Here is an 18,728-nt window from a genome sequence, read left to right on the forward strand (position 1 = left end):
TCTATATGAGATTAAAATTACAGCACGCTCCTTATATCGCAAATAAAATCAGTATTGACCTAGGCAATTCTCCCCATATCAAGCCTTTAGCACCCATTGCCAATATCGCTCAAATAGCTCTTGAATGCTTGCAGGAGAATATCCAAAAAGAACTCGCCATTGATGAAAAGGTGCGTGAGATTCTAGAAGAGCGAAGTGATGAGATTGAAGATTTTCATATGGACGAGCGTGAGCTTTTTAGAATGTGTAAGCGTCAAGTGGCAAAAGAGAGAAACTTCTATCTTTCGTGGGAGGATAGGTGCAGTGATGTTTCGCATAAGATTCTATCCACTTTAGAAACTAAGGGCTTAATCGCATTTAGCGTATCAGAAACCATTATAAAAAATATCATTTTTAAAGCCATCAATGACTATTCCAGAATCTATGATAAGGCTGAAGATGCCGTATTTGAAAAGCTTAAAAAATACAAGCGAAAGCTTACCTATGGCACGGAAGAATATGAGATTGTCTTTAGCAAACTCTATGAAGAAGAGTTGCGTAAGAAAGGGCTTTTATGAGTGAGCTAAAAGATGTGAGCTTATATTTTGCTAATGGCTTAAGTCTCAAGGCAAAGAGTTTTGGGGCGGAGGGCACATTTGTAGGCGAAGTGGTGTTTAACACTTCAATGACAGGCTACCAAGAAATCATCACCGATCCAAGCTATGCGGGGCAGTTTGTCATCTTCAGTATGCCAGAGATAGGCATTGTGGGCGTGAATGAATATGATAATGAATCTAAAAGTGCATCGTGCGTTGGCGTGATCGTCTCTTCATATAATGACTATGTCTCAAACTTCCGCTCTCAAGGGAGTTTGGCAGATTTTTTAAAATCACGCAATATTATGGGGATTTGCAATGTTGATACGCGTGGGCTTATCAAGCTTCTTACAAAACAAGGGGCGATGAATATGATAGCTTCCACGCAAATGAGCCAGATTGACGAGTTGCGTGAAGCCCTAGAATCTGCCCCAGATATAAGCCAGATTAATTTTATAGAGCAGGTTTCTACCAAAACGCCCTATACACACACGGATTCTGTATTTGATTTTGCGAGTTTTAGCTTTGCCAAGCCCAAAAGCCCTAAGGCAAAAATCATCGCCATTGATTTTGGTGCGAAAGCTAATATTTTAAATGAACTTACATCTGTGGGCTTGGAAGTGGAGGTAATGCCTCATACTTTTAAGGCAGATGAGATCGTGGAGCGTTTTCAAAAGGGCGAGATTCAAGGTGTGTTTTTATCTAATGGTCCGGGCGATCCGCTTGTGCTATGTAATGAAGTGGAGCAGATAAAGTTACTCATAGAAGCAAATATCCCCATTTTTGGTATCTGCCTTGGACATCAGCTTTTATCTATTGCACACGGCTATCCTACGCACAAGCTAAAGTTTGGACATCACGGCGGCAATCACCCTATCAAGAATCTTCAAAGTGGAGCAGTAGAAATTACCGCTCAAAACCACAACTATTGTGTGCCAGAATCTATCAGTGAAATCGCTACAATTACGCATAGGAATTTATTTGATAATACCATTGAGGGTGTGCGGTATAAGAATAAGCCTATATTCTCCGTTCAGCATCACCCAGAGGCAAGTCCGGGTCCAAAGGAAGCTAGAATCTTATTCCAAGATTTTGCAACTCTCTGCCTGAAGCCACAAAGTTGAGAGAGATTCTAAGCGAGTAAGCTATTAATAAAGCCCACAATATCAAAATACTTTGAAGCCAAGACAATAAGAATAATCGCAGGTGCGACAATGCGGAGTATCCACAGCCACATCACAAAAAGCCATTGTGGCAGATAAGGCGTCCAAGCCCGCAAGTGATTTGCTCTTATCTTCCAGCCCACAAAGGTTAAAATAATAAGCATACCAATAGGCATTAAAAATGAAGAAGTGATAGAATCTAGCACGCCAAAGAGTGATTGCCCAAAGATTAAAGGTAGCTCCATTTCCGCATTTGCCCAAAGAATGACTAAAAAGCCAAGCACTAAAATCGCTAGGCTTAGGACAAAAGTCGCTTTGATTTGTGAAAAGCCACATTTATCACGCAGGATACTCACGCCGGGTTCAAGCATAGACACCGTTGAAGTAATCCCAGCAAACAGCACCGCGACAAAAAAGAACATACTGATAATAGCTCCACTGCTCCCCAACGCATTAAACGCTAAAGGCAGGGATTTAAACAGCAGCCCAACGCCATCGCTTGGCACACCCTTAAAATGATAGATAAAGGTAAAAATCATAAGCCCAGCAACGAGTGAGACGACAATCCCGCTTACCACCACCCACACAGAGCTTTGAAATAGATTTTCATTTTGTTTGGCACTTGCCGCATATACGGCAATAGCCCCAACACCAAGTGAGAGTGAGAAAAAGACTTGCCCCAAAGATTCTATAATCGTTTTTGTGGTGATATTGCTTGGTTCAAAGTGAAACATAAACGCCCACGCATTGCTAAATTCCGGTAGATTCATCGCATAGACTAAAAGCCCAACAAAGATAATAAACAAAAGCGGCATAAGGATAAGATTTAAGCTCTCAATCCCGCGTTTCACCCCAAAGCCCACGATAATACCCGTAATCGCAATAACCCCAAAAAAGCACACACTTTGCCACAAAAGGGAGTGCGAGGTAATCTCATTAAATATCACATCAGCTTCATTGATGTTGGTTGGCAGATGAAAGCTCACATAAAAGAGATAATACATAATCCAGCCCATAACAACCGCATAAAAGCTAAGAATAAGCGGTGCGGCAATAGTAGAAAAGCCAAGCCACATAAGTGAAGAGCCAGACTTAGAATCTGTGGTATTGTGATCTTGTATGGGTGTGTTTGGTAGAAGTTTATTAAGATTATTAAGGATAGTAAAATTATCCAAAGGATTACTTCTAGCCTTATTGCCAAGGAGCATTTCCGCCATTAGCATAGACGCACCAATGAGAATGGCTAAGATAAGATAAAATATTACAAACGCTCCGCCGCCATTTTCCCCCGCCATATAGGGAAACCGCCAAATATGCCCCAAGCCTATGGAGCTACCCAAAGTCGCCAAAACAAAGCCGATTTTGCTAAAATTATTCATCTATTTCCTTTTAAATATGTCATTTTTTACACAGCATTCTAACCAAATTTAAGAATCAAAAATTAACAGGATTTTTTTGTTTATGTGGATTATAAAAGACAGATTCTAGAATCCCAAAAAAAGATACTTTGGCAAAGCCCGAGTAATGACATAAGATAGACAAGCTTTGATATAACAAGTAAAAGCATTAGAGTGATACAAATCCCCTCACAAATCGGGTCCCACTAGAACCGACTCTCCCAAGTCGGCTCTAGTATGTGCTTTGAGCGTTTTCAAAGCTTGAAATATCCTAAAACACGCAACTCTAGCCAAACAAGTCATATCAAAATGTCAAAAAACGCCTATTTCTAGGGAATGCCACAAGGGCTTTTAATGGTTTTATGATAGATAAAAGGTGTTAAAATAGAGTAAATCGTCTTGGTATTTTATAGAGAATCTTATTTTAGGCTTTAGGATTTTACACATTTTTGTGTAATGTTTATGTATTTGGAGTGGTTTGCTGTGTTGAAAAACAGGTAAAAGCACAAAAACAAAGCGGATAAATTTTAAAGTAAGTGATATGGGAAAAGTAGAATCTAGCCAAAAAAGTTTTAAAGATGGGCTAGAAAAAGGCTAGATTCTATGGTGAGAGAGCATATTGTAAGGTTTGTTTTTTTAAGATTTGGTGTTTTTTTGCCCTTTTTGTGAAATTCTTATAGTGTTTTTAAATGTGTCATCTTTGTCTTTATGCTCTCTTGGCTCATTGTGATTAGGCTTTGGGGCTTTGGGGTTATGGGGGTTGCGATGGGGGTTGTTGCCCCCATTATGACTATGGCGTTTGCCAAATTTGCCTTGTTTCTCCCTTTTCAACTCTGTAAATTTTTGTAGCTCCATATAGTCTAAATATTGATCATTCGGCATTCTTTGAGAGAATCTTAAAAGGTCTTTAGCACTTTGAGAATTGATAGGATCATCGCCAAATTCTCTTTTCACAAAGTCAATGTAGGCGTTTATATACTCTTGTGTATTTAGGCTTGTGTGGAGTTTGATATGGCAGTCGCCAAAGCCATAAGGCTTTGCCCCGCCGATTTTATAATAATGCTTATCTTGCAGGAATGTAAGGGTAAGGAGCAGTAAGCCTAACTCTTCTTTTTTGAGATTAAAATAGCGGAGCGTGCCTGTGAAAGTCGTGCCTTCATCTAGGGGGATAATGTGTGAAAGTATATTACTATTGCCATTGCCCTTGTGATTCATAATATTGTGCCTTGGGACATAGAATTTAAAGCCGCTTAGCTTTGAATCCTTTTCATCATAGGTTTTAAAGAGTGTGTTTGGGGTTTGGTCTATGTAGTAGGGATAGAATGTCGGTCGTGGTGTGGAGAGAATGAGAGATTGTTTAGCAAAGGACTTTGGGCTGCCTTGGGCTTTAAAATGTGAAAAGCTAATGCGTCCTTTTAGGGCTTTATTTTCGTGGCTTTGTGTATCATCTCTCACAAAGCCAAAGATTCTATCCACGCAGTCAAGGTAGCTTTTGTTATAGTTTGTAAGGCTTCTTGTGTAAAGGGCTTGTGTGGAGTTATCATAAGGGAGCTTATAGAGCATAGAAAGTCCAAAATGGCGGATTTGATTATTTTGTGTTTTTTGAAAAAAGATAGGCACTTTTTTGCCTTGCTTGATTTCTTGCTTCCACCTTTTTGTCCAATCCTTGCTTTCATTTGGTGTGCCAATGTAGTAGGCTTCTTGGAAAGTTTTGACTTGCTCGTTTGTGAGATTGTGGGTTTGGGTAATGGTGTGCGGGAATATAAACTCATTTTTTTTCTTACCAAAAAAGCCTGTAAGGACTATCGTGCCTTCTTTTAGATGTAGATTTTTATGTTGAAGTAGCTCGTATTTTGCGTGGGCTTGTTTATTTTTGAAATTTGCAATGAGTGATTTGCCAAATAATTGCTCCAATTTCTCGTAAGATATTTTGTGTTCTTTGGTAAGTTCGCCAATCTCGTCTATATACCATTTTTTTTGATTTGACATAAAGCCAACCTATAAAAGTTTGATTTTGCTTCATTGCTTTTTTCTTATAGGCTGGATTGTTAATGTCCCTGTAAGAGAGTGTCTTATCATCTAGGCTCATTTTTGAAAAGCTTAGAATCGTAGCGATGGTGCGTATCATACCCTTGATAGATGAGCCGGGGATATAATAAGTGCCGTTGTGGTTAAAAAACTCTTGGGGTTTGTCGTTCTTATTGTTCTTTGCATCATCTTTGTTTTTATTTGTGCCATTACCTACAAAAATGGGGCTTTTAGCCGTAATGGTAATATTGATTTGCCCACTTTGTGAATCTATATATGGCATATCAAAGCTTATGTCCTTGCCCTGCTTCTGCCCCCACGATGGATAAAAAATTTTATTGTGTGTTCGCACAAAGCGATAAGGTGCTGTTATATCAATCATTATTCTCTCCTTTTGTGAATCCGCTAAAGAGTGTGAAAGTAGGCATTAGCACATCAAAATCGCAGCAAAGCTCATCTGCGACTTCCTGCCATATTTGCGTGATTTTGATTTGGCTGATGTTGTGTTTATGGGCCTGTGTGTTGGTGAGAAACTCTATCTCATTTTTAGCACTCTTTTCAAAGTCTGCTAGATTCTTATCTAGCACATTAAAGCCATTATTGATTTGTGTAGCATTAATGCTTCGCTGTGTGGTGGGGCTGTATAGGTACATTTGATGAATAAAGTTCCTGCCATTATGCAGGGCTTCCCATTGTGGCAGAGGCTCATTATCTAAAATGATAAAGTCTTTAGAATCTGATAGCTGGATATAGCCTTCAAAAGATTCTATTAAATTCGTGTAGAATGCTTTAAAATCTGCTTGTGTCATAGTTCTCTCCATTTTTTGTAATGCTCCCTTGGAAATAGCCGTGTCCTTTGGTGCTTGCCCCACCTAGGGCTAAAAGCCCGTTGGCTATGTCGCATAAGGCGTGTTCAAAGGCTTCTAGGGCGGTTTTGTCTATACCCTTTTCTAGCCAAATTTTGAGTTTGAAAGATTCTAGGGTATCTACTTTTTCTTGGAAAAGCGCACCATCTATCCCGCCACCGGTGAAGTTGTCAATCTTTATATGCGGGAATGTTTTACCCTTTGCTTTGTCGTAATACATATCTACAAGCAGAATCTTACCCTTAGATTCTATCTCTCCTTTATCTCCCTTTTTGTTTCCAAAAATCTCTGCAACACTTTGTTGCGGGGCTATTTCGCCATTTTGGGATTCTGGCTGCTCACTCTGCGTGTCAATAAAATTTTGCTTTAGGGCATTGTAGTAGAAAGTCGTCCTATGGGATAATGCTCCTTTTACCGCACTTGCTGGGATAACAAGCTTATGCTCGGTAATGCCTTGCTTTGTATAGTCAATGACATACTCTTCTAGCCCGATATGGTCAGCATCATCATCGCCCCCACCACTCCCAAAGATAAAGAAAGATTCGGGTATTAAAGTTAGCTCGTATATGTCGTGGGTGCTTTGTTTTAAGCTTTGCTGTGGGCTGTAAGTTTGGGCTAAGGACTGATTGAGTGAGCTTGAGAGAGTTATATAGGCTTCATCATTTTCACTAAAAGTGTCATAGGCAATATTAAGAATCTTAATCTTGCCCCTACCTTTTGTGCTACCGCCACCTATGCGGAATGTATCAAGGTAGAGTAGGTCTAGGATTTGAAAAAAGCTCTGTGTGTGCTCTTGCATTTGAGCTTTCATCTCAAGTCTAAATTTGAATCTTGCCCCCTTATAGACTATCTCTTCATCAAACTTGCTATGCTCTTTTACCACGCCTTTGTGCGTTAGGGCTGTGTGTTCTCGTATAGGCAGGGCGGAAAAGTATTCCAAAAAGTTTGATTTGTAAGTAAGGAGAGTTTCGCAGACTTGGTTATTTTCATCAAGTAAAAGGGCATTTGATAGGATAATCTTTGAGCCACATTCACCGCCAAAAATCTCATCAACCGCTTGTGCGGAAGCAATGTGTGAAAAGGCTTTGCGTAAGACTCCAGCAAGTGAAGTGCCTAGAATCATAGGCAACCCGTTCCAATCTCGCTGAATGGGGCTATCTTGTAAAAAGTCTCTGTTATTTGAGCCAACTTTCAAGGGCGTGGTGCTTTCAAAAGTGATATGGGCGATATGTCTAGTCATTTTCTCTCCTTTCTTTTGGCATTCTCATAGCGAGAAGTTTAAGAAACTCTATATTGTTTTCTTTCTCTAGCTCTTTTTTGAATATCTCCCAGCCATCTTCCCACTGCTTTTTTAAGACATCATCTTTGTGTGTTTTTGCATTTTTATTATTGCGTCTAACATAATCGTGTATTTTTTGCTTATACTCATCTTTGTGGCATTGCAGATACATACGGATTTCTCCCCATTGCGAGTTTGAGACATCTTGGAATAGCTCCTTGTGTTTGCTGATAAACTCGCTGACTTTCTCGCCTAGTGTCAAAACAGAGCTTTGAGTTTCCGCTTTTGCTTGAATAAAAGAGAGCAGATTCTGCTCTTGCTTAGTTTGTTGTGTGGCGTCTATATGGGAGCTTTGGCTATCGTTTTGATTATCTTGGGTAACTTTGCTTAGTGAAAAACGCTCTTGTTTAAATAAAAAACTAGGGTTTATAAGCACTTCGCCATAGCCCTCGCTTAAATATCCACCAAGCCCATTTTTAAGCGTGGTAATATCATCGCTTGAAGCGTTGTTAATGGCAATCACACTGCCCTTGTCAATTAATAATCTCGCATTTTCTCTGCATTGTCGCTTGAAGTTGAAGGGCGAAAATTTACGCGTTTTGATTTGGGACTTTTCCCAGTCAATCCTGCCTTGTTGCAGTTTGAGATTTTCTTGCGTTGGCAGTAAGGTTGGCATTCCTTGATGAAAAAGGGCTAGGGGAGAATCCACATAGACATAAGTTGTTGGCAGGGGGGGGGGTTAGATTTTCTACATTTTGCCACACATTGCTTTTTTCAATGGGTTTAATCAACACCTTGCCGTATTGTGCATTTTTTGACTTACCGATAAAATGTGTGCCACTTATGGTTTGTATGATTTTATCCTGCTCTTGTATCTCATCTTCAAAACTCACACAAAAGCCCCAAACACTGCCTTTTTCAAATGCGTTGTAGCCAAACATAGCAGAATCTTTACTCTTTGCCTTGCTAGAATCATAGGCAGATTTTTGCGTGTAGTTATAATGAATATGAAGCAAACCAAAATCTTTTGAGATAAAGCCACTGCGTAGTTGCTTGAGCTGTTTATTGAGAATGTTTTCATCATTAAAATCAACAAAATGATGATTATAAACTTCTTTATATTGTGTATCTACTTTTGGAGTAAAAAAGCTTAGGGGTATCTTGTAAGTCTTATGTCCTTGATATAATGGATAAGCATCGCTAAAACGCACCTTACCACTATGAAAAATCAAAAAAGGATCGCTAAAGTTTTCATACTCCCTTGCGACAATACCTAGAAAACACGCTCCATTGATATAATCTAATGGCTCAATACCGCCCTCTGTGTTGGAGTTTTTACTTAAAACAATATCATCTAACAATGTCAGTTCAAAATATACCTTTTTCACTTAACTTCCCCCTTTTGTGCGGATTCTAAAATGTCAATCTCACATCGTCCTAAACCCCTTGTGCGATTAAGCCCCATTCTTTTAATCTTTTTAAGAGTAGCACTCATCAATGACACAAACTCATTAGGGACATTTTCAATGCTGCCATAAAGACTTAGGGGGATAACTACTTCAATCTCTCGCAAACTTCCACTTTCAGCTACACCTTTATCATTTATCTTGGTGGCGGATATAGAATCTACAAGCAAAAATTGATAATTATGCTTTAAAAGCTCTGCTCTTGTGCTAGATTCTATATAAGCATTGCTAAAGTAGCACATTCCGCGAGTTTCCCCCTGCTCCCCAAAGCATACTTTTGCAAACTCTCCCTCCGCATACTCACGCAATAAGCCCTTAAGCGTTTTACCCGGCACATAAGGGAAGTCTTGCCTATCCTTAATAACAGAGCTATCATATTTTGCTCCGCCACTTTGCCCACTGCCTAAATGCCAATAGTCTAAAAATGTGATTTTAATGTGATATTGTGGCTCATTTTATCCCCTTTTTTTAGTCTTGCACGGATAGAATTTGTAAAATATCATAAATGGGCGTTTTTTCTACATTATCTATCATAAGAATGAGATTAGCTAAACTTAGCTCTCTATGGAGTGTAGCAAGATTCTTGCTTTCCCATTTGTCTTTAAAAATCTCTGCTATTCTTATGCTTTCCGCCTTAGCGTATTCTTTATTAAATTGTAGTGAGCTAAGCCAATCACGCAGCCGCCCCTTAGGCGAATTATCCTTTTTAAAATCTTGTATAAGAGATTTAAAAGCCCTAATGCTAGGTTGATTTTTAATATTCCTAAGATAATAAGGTCCAAAATCACAACGCACATCATTGATACTCAGCTCTTCATCAAGGAATTGTGAGAAGCCCTCCACATACGAGCCTTGAATATTATGAAACATAAGGCAAGAGGGCGGGAGCTTGGGATTTATTTCTTTAGCATCTTTTTTAGCATAAGCACATAAATCTTCTGCTAGTTTCACCGCATAGAAAAAAGGGAATTTTTCATTGCAATAGGCAATGCCCGCACACGCAGTTAAGGAGTTTTGCTTATGTATATTTTGCGTTTTTAATTCAAAATTTTCTAAAAATTTTTCACTCAAGTCTAAAGCGATATTGGCATTGCAAATAAGCGTTACATCATCGCCCCCTAGGATAATATCACGCAAGGCATTTTGATATGCGGGATTAGAATCTATGATGGATTCCAAGGTTTGCTTGTAGGCTTCCTTTGTCGCGCTATCAAGCTTTTGTGAAAATGCCTTCATCTCATCTTTTCTAATCCCCTTACAATGCCACCTAGCCCATTGCCATCAATATGTATCACAGCAATTTTATTTTTTTATTTTTTATAGCATTGATGTCTTGGGCTAGGGCTTTGTTTTTATTTACAGCTTCATTAAAGGCTTGAAGTTTTTGTTTTACGCTTGTATCAAGCATTTCTTTACCATCTTTTTCAATCGCACTTAAGCCCGTGCGTGGATTTATCGCACAAATGCTAAGATGAGTATCTAAAGGCAAGCAGACCTTATTTCTTGCAATTTTTAGATTTTTTTCTAGCTTCGCACTTGCACTTTTATACTCACTCATCACAACGACACTTTGGGAGAGATTCACCATAGGCACTTTGAAGAATCTTTTTTGGCAGATATTTGACGACCTTTTTTGCATCAGATTCATTATCAAAAATCACTCGCAGATTCCCAGCAGCCTTGAGAATAACATCTGGCTCTGTGCTAAGATGAAACTCCGCTTTTAAATCTATCTCATCAAAAGTTTTGATAATCTCACTGCCCCCTACAATCTCTCTTAGCTTATTTGTTTTAAAAATAAATTCTTGCAGCCCCTGCAAGCTTGCTCCATATAAGTATTGTCCCATTATGCCTCCTAGATTCATTGTAGTTTTTTGGCGATTGCTTAGGCGGGTAAGCTCTTTAAAATATAAGTCTCTCTCTACTATCTCACCACTTATTTGATAGGGGAATTTCTCATATTCACGCCCCAAAATCCGCATTTGCCTTTGATATATGGAATTGACTATATCGCGTAAGGTTAGATTTTCACTCTTTATAAAGGTATTATTTTGCTTCATTCTTAGTGGTGTGTGAAAATGTAACATCACATTTTGATGAAAATCTTGTATATCTATACGCTTTGTGTAAGATTCAGGCAGAGATAGGCTCTTGTCCTTATAGCAGTTAATGTCATTCACAAATAAATCAAAATCTTTGATAAGTGCGTGTTCCTTGCCTAGCCCCTGCTCTGTTAGCATAAAGTGAAAGGCAGAGATAATAAGCGGGAGCGATTGTGTGGCTTCATTAAAGAGATAAAAGTTAAAGTCATAATACGCTTTGCCAAGCTCATAGTCAAAGCGGTATGCGTGATAAGTGTTTTTATTTTCATAAAAGTCATAATACACACATTGCGAAGCGGCATAGCAGTTATGGCAGATTCTCCTTTGGTTAATGCATACGATATGTTTTAGCGCATAGCCCAAAGCCCCGCGAAGCTGTGAGCCGATAAAATATGGTGGCTTATGTTTAAAAGAAATGCTGAGTTTTGTATATATCATATGGCGTAGTTAAACTTATCTCCGGGTTGTATGTAAATATGAATCTTGTTTGCCCTCCACCCACTTTGCACGGCGACTATATTATCAAAAAATGCTTTCTGCCCCGTATAAGCGATTGAAAAATTACTCTCCCTATCAAGTGTGCCTAAGATTCCTAAAATTTCTGAACGCGTAACCTGCTTTCTTAGAATCTTAATGGGAATTTCTTGCTCTAAATTATCTCTATGGATAATAATACTGATTTTGTGATTATCTCTCCCAAACCTATACGCCACAATACCAAAAGTCCCAAGAGAGATCAAAGTGCTTATAATATTTAAAACATCTATAAATCCCAAATACAACTCCTTTAGAATCTTTTAAACATAAAACATAAGGCAAAGATTTTAATATAGGATTTTAATGTTTATGCTTTGTGGCAAAGATTCGTTAAGATTTCACTCTACAATTTACAAGTCAAGCACATACAAAAAGGAATTGCAATGCTTATTATTATGATATGATTTTAGGTATGGTTGGGATAAATAAAGATGGGCAAAAGAGCTTTGCCAAATATACAAGCCAAGACTTTAACATCATAGATAAAGAGTATAGCAACTCCACAGATGTGCTACTCACTAACTTTCCAAATGCCAAGCTTGAATTCATCACCACAAAAGAAGCCCTTGAGCGACAAAAGCTTGTTTTTGATGATAAGCAAGGGCATTTACACAAGCTAGAATCCAATGCCCACGAGTTAAAAAGCAATAATGATATAGATTTAGTGCTAAGAAAAGTGCTAGAGATAATCCAAACAAGCAAAGATTCTCACCAAAAGATTTTGCTAGACATCACACACGGAATGCGTCATCAGCCGCTTATGGCTGCCTTTGGTGCGACACTTGCGCGTGTTGATATGAAAGCGGATATACAGATTCTCTATGCTAAAGAGATAAAGCCAAACAAGGAATATGAGTATATATTTTTAGATAAATACAGCGATTTAGGGATTAATGCGATTTTGCTAAATGGCTTTATCAGCACACTCAGTATGCCAAAGCTCCCCCATAGTCCAGCATTTATCCAAGATTTACAAAAATTTAGCAATGACTTGCATACCAATGCCTTTTCCCTTCTCTTTCAAACAAGCAAAAAAGCCCTAGAATCCTTACAAGATTTTCAAAAAGACTATCAAGCCCTAAGCTCTCTTACCCAAGAAATAGCTAAGATTCTCCATAGATTTGATAGGATACAAGACTTGCCAGAGTATCAGCAGTATTATGAAATCTCACATATTATGTTTGAAAAGCATTATTACCTTATCTCTGTAACTTATGCCTTTGAAGCCCTGCCAAAATACATCATAGACAAGTTCCAGCAGTGTGGCATTATGAAAGATGATGAGAGTTTAAGCCAATATGATAAAGCCCAAGCCATAAATCAATTTGTGCTAGAAAAAATAGCAAATTACAAGGTATTTGCCTATGACAAGGCGTGTTTTTACTATGATAAGCATAAAGCCGAGTTTGAGAATTTGAGAGAAATTTTAAGCAAACTCAAAGACATACGCAACAATCTCGTTCATATCAATGACAAAGAGCTAAGCGACAAGGGGCTTAACATAGCAAAAGACCTGCAAGAGAATTACGCAAGATTCTATGATTTATGTATTAAGCAGGATAGCTTTACGCAAATAGATATTGTTGTGTATGATATAGATAAGCTAGGATCAAGAATCTATGATTATTTTCATAACGCCTTTGGGCTTGAACTCTCTAAAATCTTTTTTAAGCAAATAGATGCGATGAAAAAGAAAAACTTCTCCATTCCCAAAACAAGCCTTTCAAAGTTTCAAAACTCCAAAAAAGCCCAAGCTCTTATCGCATTACTTGCGAGTTTTGATGATAATACAGAATACTTGAGCCTAGAGCAAGGCAGGGCATTTGATGAGATTCTAAACAAAGCTCCACAAAAGCCCACACAAACACATAGTCCAAAATACAGCCCAACACAAAAGCCCATACAGCAAGATTCCCAAACCTCCGCCCAAAAGCTTAATCAGCACTTCAAAGGCACAAGGATAGATAAATGAAGCTTTTTACCCTGCTTAATCACAGCCTAGCCCAAGAGCAACGCGCACAGATTCACACCCTTAACATTACAGAGATAATAAGTCTCAACACAGAATCCACGCTAGATTCTAGTAGCGGGGATTTATGGGGGCAGATTCCACCAGAGATGGCAGACATATCCCCACTACTTCAGCCTTATAAACAAGCCCTACAAGCTCAATCTAGCAAGGGCGATTATCTACTCGTGCAAGGGGATTTTGGGGCGACTTATGCAATGGTGGAATACGCTAAATCACTAGGGCTTATTGCCATTTATGCCACGACTTTGCGAGAATCCAAGGAAATATTAAACAAAGATGGCTCTATAACAAAGCAAAATATCTTTAAGCATTGTATTTTTAGAAAATATTAAGCTAACTGCTTTCTTTAGAGTTGCGGAATCTGCGTAGATTCAGCAGTTTGCCACATTTTATTTGTAACAAAAAAAAAAAAAATGCTAAAATATACGATTTATTTTCTATAACACTAAGATTTTTTTAAGGAATTTAATCATTATGAGATATGCAAATAGCGGAAAATTTGGCGTTGCGATTGTGCTATCAGCTACATTGATAAGTGGGCTAAACGCACAAATTATTTATGCCGACAAGTTTTTCTACCGCGATTTTTTAGATTTAGGGCAGAATAAGGGGGCTTTTAGTGCTGGGGCGGAGAATGTCGTTATCCACTCTAGCAAAACTCCGGGTGTTTCTATGAGCTTTGAAGCCCCTATTATTGATCAATCCGCTAGAAGCAATAATGGCAATTCCACAGCTTTGGGGTGAAACTTTGTCATTACTGCTACGCACGTAGTAGGGAGTAGTGGCAGTAGCAATAATTCACTTACTAATTCGGCAAATGCAGAGGTAAGACGCTGGGGACAAACAACTTATAGCACAGGTGCAAACGATAGATCTAAAAATTATGGCTTTGATGTGTCTTTTGCACGATTTAATAAATATATTGTAGAGGGCGAGACAGAAATCTTTGATGTAGGGTTAGATTCAGATCAAGGTATCACCGCTAGCCGTCCCGATACAGAGCGAGAAGCAGAGAATCTAAAAAAGTTAAAAGAATATTTGGAGCAAAACGCGACAGACTCCAAGGGCAATCTTATCGTTTTTCAAGCAGGGTCAGGGAGATTGAGCCTTTTTAACGCTCCGGGCGGTGGCTTTAAAGATGCAGGGATAGCCACTATTACCGGGACGCGTGGAGGAAGCTTGAGCGGTGCGATTGACTTTAGTAAAATCACCTATCAAAATTCAAAGGCTAATCAAAATGTAGATGCTAGGGGTCTCCAAATAGCAGAACGCACCGATCTCACTTGGGTTAATGCTATAAGTCCGGGTGATAGTGGGAGCGGATTCTATATCTATGATAAAACTAAGGGCAAGTGGCTGCTACTTGGCGTAACTGCTCAGGCGGATTTTATGGGTGGCGGGACTTCTGCCATTGCTGTGGCGACTAAAAAGGATTTTGAAGAGTATAAAAAAAGTGAACAAGAAGTAGATCTAAAAGGAGCTGATAACTGGACTTTATCGGCAAATGGAAATACTTTGAGCAATGTAACCTTGCAAGCTAATAAAGATATTGTTTTTAAAAATGGCGGAAGTATTATGGTGCAGTCTAACTTATATCGTAATATCAGCGGACAGGTTGGGGGCTTTGTGTTTAAAGCAAAAGAGGGTGCAAGTGCAGATAAGCCCACAACTTATAAAATCACAAGCAGCACACAAAGCAATGGCAAACCTTTTGGCTTTGATGGAGCGGGGCTTGATATAGATGAAAATGTCAAGGTGGAATGGGGACTTGGCTTTATTGAAAAGAAAAATGGTGTAAATGACGCTCTGCATAAAGTCGGTAAGGGGACTTTAGAGATTGTTACACCAAAAGATTCTATTCAGGGTTATCTCCGCGTAGGCGATGGCAAGGTGATTTTCAATACAGAACATCAAGTGTTTAAAGGCGTGTATTTTACAAGTGGGCGTGGGACTTTGGAGCTGACAAAGGATAAGGCTCAAGCCTTTGGAGCGGTGAAAGTGGATCCACAGTTAGATTCTAAATTGCCACATCATTTTAAGCTGGAGCAAAATAACAAGGATAGTTTGGGAATCTACTTTGGCAATGGCGGTGGGAACTTAGACTTAAAAGGCAATAGTCTCACGCTTAATACTATCTCAAGCAATGATTCTCGTGCAAATATTATTAATACTGACACCAAAGATACAAGCAATATGATTATTGAGGGTTTAGGCTATAAGGATAAAAGTAAAACACAAGATAAAGCGGATACTATTATCCACGCGAGTTTTGGACAAAGCACAGATTCTAAAAATGATAACTCAAAGACAAATGGGAATCTGAATCTTATTTATAAAGGCGATGATAAAACTTCCATAGATAGCACAGACAAAGCCGCATTAGTCTTTGATGGGAATGTCAATGCTAAGGGGCTAGAAGTGGATAATGGCAAAGTCGTGCTGCAAGGACACCCTACAACTCACGCGTATATAAGAAATCAAGACATAACAACAAGCCTTGGAAAAATAATTTTTTATAGCTTGTTATAAAAGCCGAGGGCGGTGCTTTGCCAAAATGGATGGATCTAAGTCGCCCTAGCACACTAGAGCAGCCCGACTGGGATCATAGAGTGTTTAAAATCGGCACGATTGATTTGCAAAATTCAAGGCTTGATGTGGGGCGTGAGGCGACTTTGGAGGGCAAAATTGTCGCACATAATGGCTCGGCGATTAACTTTGGCGGGGATATAGAGCATTATATTGATAAAAAAGACGGCGAAAACACCACTGGCAATGGCTTTGAGTATCAGCAAGAAGCAGAAAAGGCAAAACTAGAAGCAGAAACGCAGAAAATCGCAAATCAAACAATCCACTTTAAAGGCGAGATTGACGCCACAGGCACAACAATCAACTCAAGCATTTATGACTTTAACGCCAAGCTTGATTTGAAAAATAATGCGAAACTTAACGCCGACTTTTTAACGCTTGATAGAGAAACGCACAAAACCGGGGCGATTCTAGCGATGAATAATAGCACTGCGGAAGTTAAGAATCTTATCTTTAAAGGGCTTAGTGGCACAGCAAATGATATTGTTAAAATTGATGGTGGCTCAAAACTCAATGTTACAGAATCTCTAGGCTTTGAAAGCTCTACTTTTGATTTAGATAAGCTTAACTCTATCGGCGGCGGTAATGGAAACAACTTCACAAAGCCCACAAATTATGATCTTTTTGTAAAAGATAAATCAAATATTACCGGCACAAACACAGCAATCACCGGCAATGTCGGCGTAATGAACGAATCTACTCTAACTCTACAATCCATAACGCTAAAAGATGTTGGCACAACAAAAGATTCTACAACAACAGAAACTAGCAGTATCAAAAACTCTATTTTGGTAGATGGCAAAAACTCTAGCCTAAGTGTGAGCGGCAAGATTAGCTCACAAGCCCAAGATAATACGCTGATTGTTGTGAATGGATTTAGAGAGACAACAGGCGGTGGGACACGCGATGTGGTGCAGGGGCAAAGGCAAGAAGTCGTGCATTCAGCAACTCTTAGCACAACAGGTGGCATTGAACTCACCGGCACAGAGAAACGCGGACTAGAGACAAAATGCGGAGATTCTAGAAGCGGTGTAGGTTGCTTTGATGATGAATCTATGCAAGGCAAAATTAGCAATATCGTGCTAACAACTGGGGGCAAGATAGAATCTAACCTAAAAGCGACAAATTTACAACTCAATGTCAATGTAGATAAAGATTCTAGCTTTTTGGGGAGTGGCAAAACTTTAGAATCTAATGCTTCAAGCGTGGCATTAAACTTTGAGCTAGGCGGGGAGAAAGAGCAGGAGTTTAACATTACTGCAAAGCAAAAAAGCCATATCACGCTCACCGCCCATGCTAAAGAAGCTCTAGCCAAAGATACTGCGGCGTTTGAAAAGGCACTAGAATCTTCGCAGTATAAAGGCAAAATCACAGCGGATAATGGCTCTAAAATAGATTCAAATCTTAGCAATATTACCGCAAGTGTGGATTTGAAAGGTGGAGCTAAACTCAATGTCGCAAATGGTGGAATCCTAACGCTTAAGGATAGTTTGAATAGCATAAATTTGAGTGGGGCTAATACGGCGTTAAATGTCGGCACGATTGTAGCGGAAAAGTTACAGAATCTCACGCTTAATGTAACTGACAATGCAAAGTTTAATGTTACAAACTTTGTGTTTAAAAGTGGGAGTGTGGAAGCTCAAAAATTCTATGGGCAAAATGTATGGCTACAAGAGGGAGCAAGTGTAACGCTAAGTGGCGGTGGCACAATCGCACATAATCTCTACATTGATGGGAAATCTAGCTTTAGCACAAACCCAAATGATGTTCTGCTAGGCGGTGGCAAAAAGCTCTCAATCGGTGGAGAATCTACTTTTAAAGTCGGTAGTGGCAATGGGACTTTAAGCGTGAATGAGAGCGGAGAAACCATAATCCAAACCGAGATAGGCTCAAAGCTAGAGATTAACAAGCTTTTAGCACAAAAGGGTAGCAAGGTGTATGTAAGCCTAGATTTGGATAAGGTGGAAGTGGAAAAGGCAGATTCTGTCGATAAAAAGCCTGTCAGTCAACAAAAGAATTTCAACATTGACGCAAAGGCTGGAAGCAATGTGTATGTGAATGTTTGGGATATGAACCGCACGGGCTTTGATGGTGGCAATACAAGCTTAAAAACTGACACAGATTCTAGAATCCACTTTGGAATCTTAAAGCACGATATGGCAAAGACAAATCATATAACTTCACCCATCAAGGCAAATCTCTCTATCTCGCAAAGCTTGACTTTAGAGAATGTGGGTAAGGCAATGGCAAGTAGCGGAAATAAAGTCGCTCAAAATGGTGTGAATCCGGGAGCGGCTTCAAAGATGATTACAAGTGAGATTGCCACAACGCCTACAAATCAAACGCACTCGCAATCTGATTCACTAAAACTCCAAGCACAAGCAGGGACAAATGATGATAGATTCCACGCTTTGAAACTAGAGGGCAACACTATGGGTTCAAATGGAGAGGTGCAAAACACAGGGAAAAACCTTACTTTGGGTGATGGCACACGCATTGAAGTAAAGCTTGATAGCAGTATAAAAGCAGAATCTAGCAATGGCGGTGGCAAACCCGAGATTTTCAGCTCAATAAATACTACACGCTTATTTCTGCTGGAAGCATTACTGATAATCGCACAGATAAGAGAATCTACTTTACTTTTGCTGATGGTAACACGCCACTATATTGGGTAACGATTGTAGAAAATGGCGAAGT

19 protein-coding genes are annotated in these 18,728 nt (G+C 39.2%); 7 read left to right on the forward strand and 12 right to left on the reverse strand.

The genetic code is table 11. From position 1 onward, the window contains the following. Window positions 1-5: 5 nt before the first annotated feature. Entirely contained in the window at window positions 6-557 is a 552-nt protein-coding gene (locus tag LS74_RS05670; RefSeq protein WP_034585939.1) for a DUF507 family protein, read from the forward strand. Further along, window positions 554-1,699: a glutamine-hydrolyzing carbamoyl-phosphate synthase small subunit gene (carA, locus tag LS74_RS05675; RefSeq protein WP_034585942.1), complete on the forward strand. Its 1,146-nt coding sequence runs from the start codon at window positions 554-556 to the stop codon at window positions 1,697-1,699. The genes LS74_RS05670 and carA overlap by 4 nt, the downstream gene beginning before the upstream one ends. An 8-nt stretch (window positions 1,700-1,707) precedes the next feature. On the opposite strand, the gene LS74_RS05680 is transcribed toward carA, so the two are convergent. The 12 genes from LS74_RS05680 to LS74_RS05725 form a co-directional block, all read right to left on the reverse strand. After that, window positions 1,708-3,117: a sodium-dependent transporter gene (locus tag LS74_RS05680; RefSeq protein WP_034585945.1), complete on the reverse strand. Its 1,410-nt coding sequence runs from the start codon at window positions 3,115-3,117 to the stop codon at window positions 1,708-1,710. A 654-nt stretch (window positions 3,118-3,771) separates the two neighbouring features. Next, a complete protein-coding gene (locus LS74_RS05685) occupies window positions 3,772-5,049 on the reverse strand; it encodes a TIGR03986 family type III CRISPR-associated RAMP protein (RefSeq protein WP_236096840.1) in 1,278 nt (425 codons plus the stop codon). Continuing rightward, window positions 5,003-5,545: an RAMP superfamily CRISPR-associated protein gene (locus tag LS74_RS11335; RefSeq protein WP_236096828.1), complete on the reverse strand. Its 543-nt coding sequence runs from the start codon at window positions 5,543-5,545 to the stop codon at window positions 5,003-5,005. The genes LS74_RS05685 and LS74_RS11335 overlap by 47 nt, the downstream gene beginning before the upstream one ends. After that, a complete protein-coding gene (locus LS74_RS05690; RefSeq protein WP_034587339.1) occupies window positions 5,538-5,972 on the reverse strand; it encodes a TIGR04423 family type III CRISPR-associated protein in 435 nt (144 codons plus the stop codon). The genes LS74_RS11335 and LS74_RS05690 overlap by 8 nt, the downstream gene beginning before the upstream one ends. Then, a complete protein-coding gene (locus tag LS74_RS05695) occupies window positions 5,953-7,269 on the reverse strand; it encodes an RAMP superfamily CRISPR-associated protein (RefSeq protein ID WP_034587341.1) in 1,317 nt (438 codons plus the stop codon). Before LS74_RS05695 ends, LS74_RS05690 begins: the two co-directional genes overlap by 20 nt. Next, window positions 7,262-7,984, reverse strand: a complete 723-nt coding sequence (locus LS74_RS05700) for a hypothetical protein (RefSeq protein WP_138128898.1) — start codon at window positions 7,982-7,984, stop codon at window positions 7,262-7,264. The genes LS74_RS05695 and LS74_RS05700 overlap by 8 nt, the downstream gene beginning before the upstream one ends. Then, the gene (locus LS74_RS05705; protein ID WP_052086419.1) at window positions 7,929-8,696 is read right to left on the reverse strand and encodes a hypothetical protein; all 768 of its coding nucleotides are present in this window, start codon (window positions 8,694-8,696) and stop codon (window positions 7,929-7,931) included. Before LS74_RS05705 ends, LS74_RS05700 begins: the two co-directional genes overlap by 56 nt. Then, window positions 8,693-9,211, reverse strand: a complete 519-nt coding sequence (locus LS74_RS05710) for an RAMP superfamily CRISPR-associated protein (RefSeq protein ID WP_138128900.1) — start codon at window positions 9,209-9,211, stop codon at window positions 8,693-8,695. The genes LS74_RS05705 and LS74_RS05710 overlap by 4 nt, the downstream gene beginning before the upstream one ends. 31 nt (window positions 9,212-9,242) lie before the next feature. Then, window positions 9,243-10,010, reverse strand: coding sequence for a Cas10/Cmr2 second palm domain-containing protein (locus LS74_RS05715; RefSeq protein WP_236096829.1), 768 nt, complete (start codon window positions 10,008-10,010; stop codon window positions 9,243-9,245). 55 nt (window positions 10,011-10,065) lie between these two features. After that, window positions 10,066-10,359: a hypothetical protein gene (locus tag LS74_RS11340; RefSeq protein WP_236096830.1), complete on the reverse strand. Its 294-nt coding sequence runs from the start codon at window positions 10,357-10,359 to the stop codon at window positions 10,066-10,068. Next, window positions 10,325-11,314, reverse strand: a complete 990-nt coding sequence (locus tag LS74_RS11345) for a hypothetical protein (RefSeq protein WP_236096831.1) — start codon at window positions 11,312-11,314, stop codon at window positions 10,325-10,327. Before LS74_RS11345 ends, LS74_RS11340 begins: the two co-directional genes overlap by 35 nt. Continuing rightward, window positions 11,311-11,652 (reverse strand): hypothetical protein, encoded by a 342-nt coding sequence (locus LS74_RS05725; protein WP_236096832.1) that lies wholly within the window; start codon window positions 11,650-11,652, stop codon window positions 11,311-11,313. Before LS74_RS05725 ends, LS74_RS11345 begins: the two co-directional genes overlap by 4 nt. A gap of 173 nt (window positions 11,653-11,825) precedes the next feature. On the opposite strand from LS74_RS05725, the gene LS74_RS05730 reads away from it, so the two are divergent. The 5 genes from LS74_RS05730 to LS74_RS05750 all read left to right on the forward strand — a co-directional run bounded on the left by LS74_RS05730 (window position 11,826) and on the right by LS74_RS05750 (window position 18,706). Continuing rightward, window positions 11,826-13,385, forward strand: a complete 1,560-nt coding sequence (locus LS74_RS05730) for a CRISPR-associated DxTHG motif protein (RefSeq protein ID WP_236096833.1) — start codon at window positions 11,826-11,828, stop codon at window positions 13,383-13,385. Further along, window positions 13,382-13,777, forward strand: coding sequence for a CRISPR-associated protein Csx20 (gene csx20 / locus LS74_RS05735; RefSeq protein ID WP_034587344.1), 396 nt, complete (start codon window positions 13,382-13,384; stop codon window positions 13,775-13,777). Before LS74_RS05730 ends, csx20 begins: the two co-directional genes overlap by 4 nt. A 142-nt stretch (window positions 13,778-13,919) precedes the next feature. Then, a complete protein-coding gene (locus LS74_RS05740; RefSeq protein ID WP_034587346.1) occupies window positions 13,920-14,189 on the forward strand; it encodes a S6 family peptidase in 270 nt (89 codons plus the stop codon). Window positions 14,190-14,339: 150 nt separating this feature from the next. Next, window positions 14,340-15,974, forward strand: coding sequence for a S6 family peptidase (locus tag LS74_RS05745; RefSeq protein WP_138128904.1), 1,635 nt, complete (start codon window positions 14,340-14,342; stop codon window positions 15,972-15,974). Window positions 15,975-15,991: 17 nt separating this feature from the next. Further along, window positions 15,992-18,706 carry a hypothetical protein gene (locus LS74_RS05750; RefSeq protein WP_034588804.1) on the forward strand — a complete coding sequence of 905 codons (2,715 nt, stop codon included), beginning with the start codon at window positions 15,992-15,994 and terminating at the stop codon, window positions 18,704-18,706. Window positions 18,707-18,728 lie beyond the last annotated feature (22 nt).

This window comes from Helicobacter magdeburgensis, from assembly GCF_000765825.2.
GTDB classification, from domain to species: Bacteria; Campylobacterota; Campylobacteria; order Campylobacterales; family Helicobacteraceae; genus Helicobacter_C; species Helicobacter_C magdeburgensis.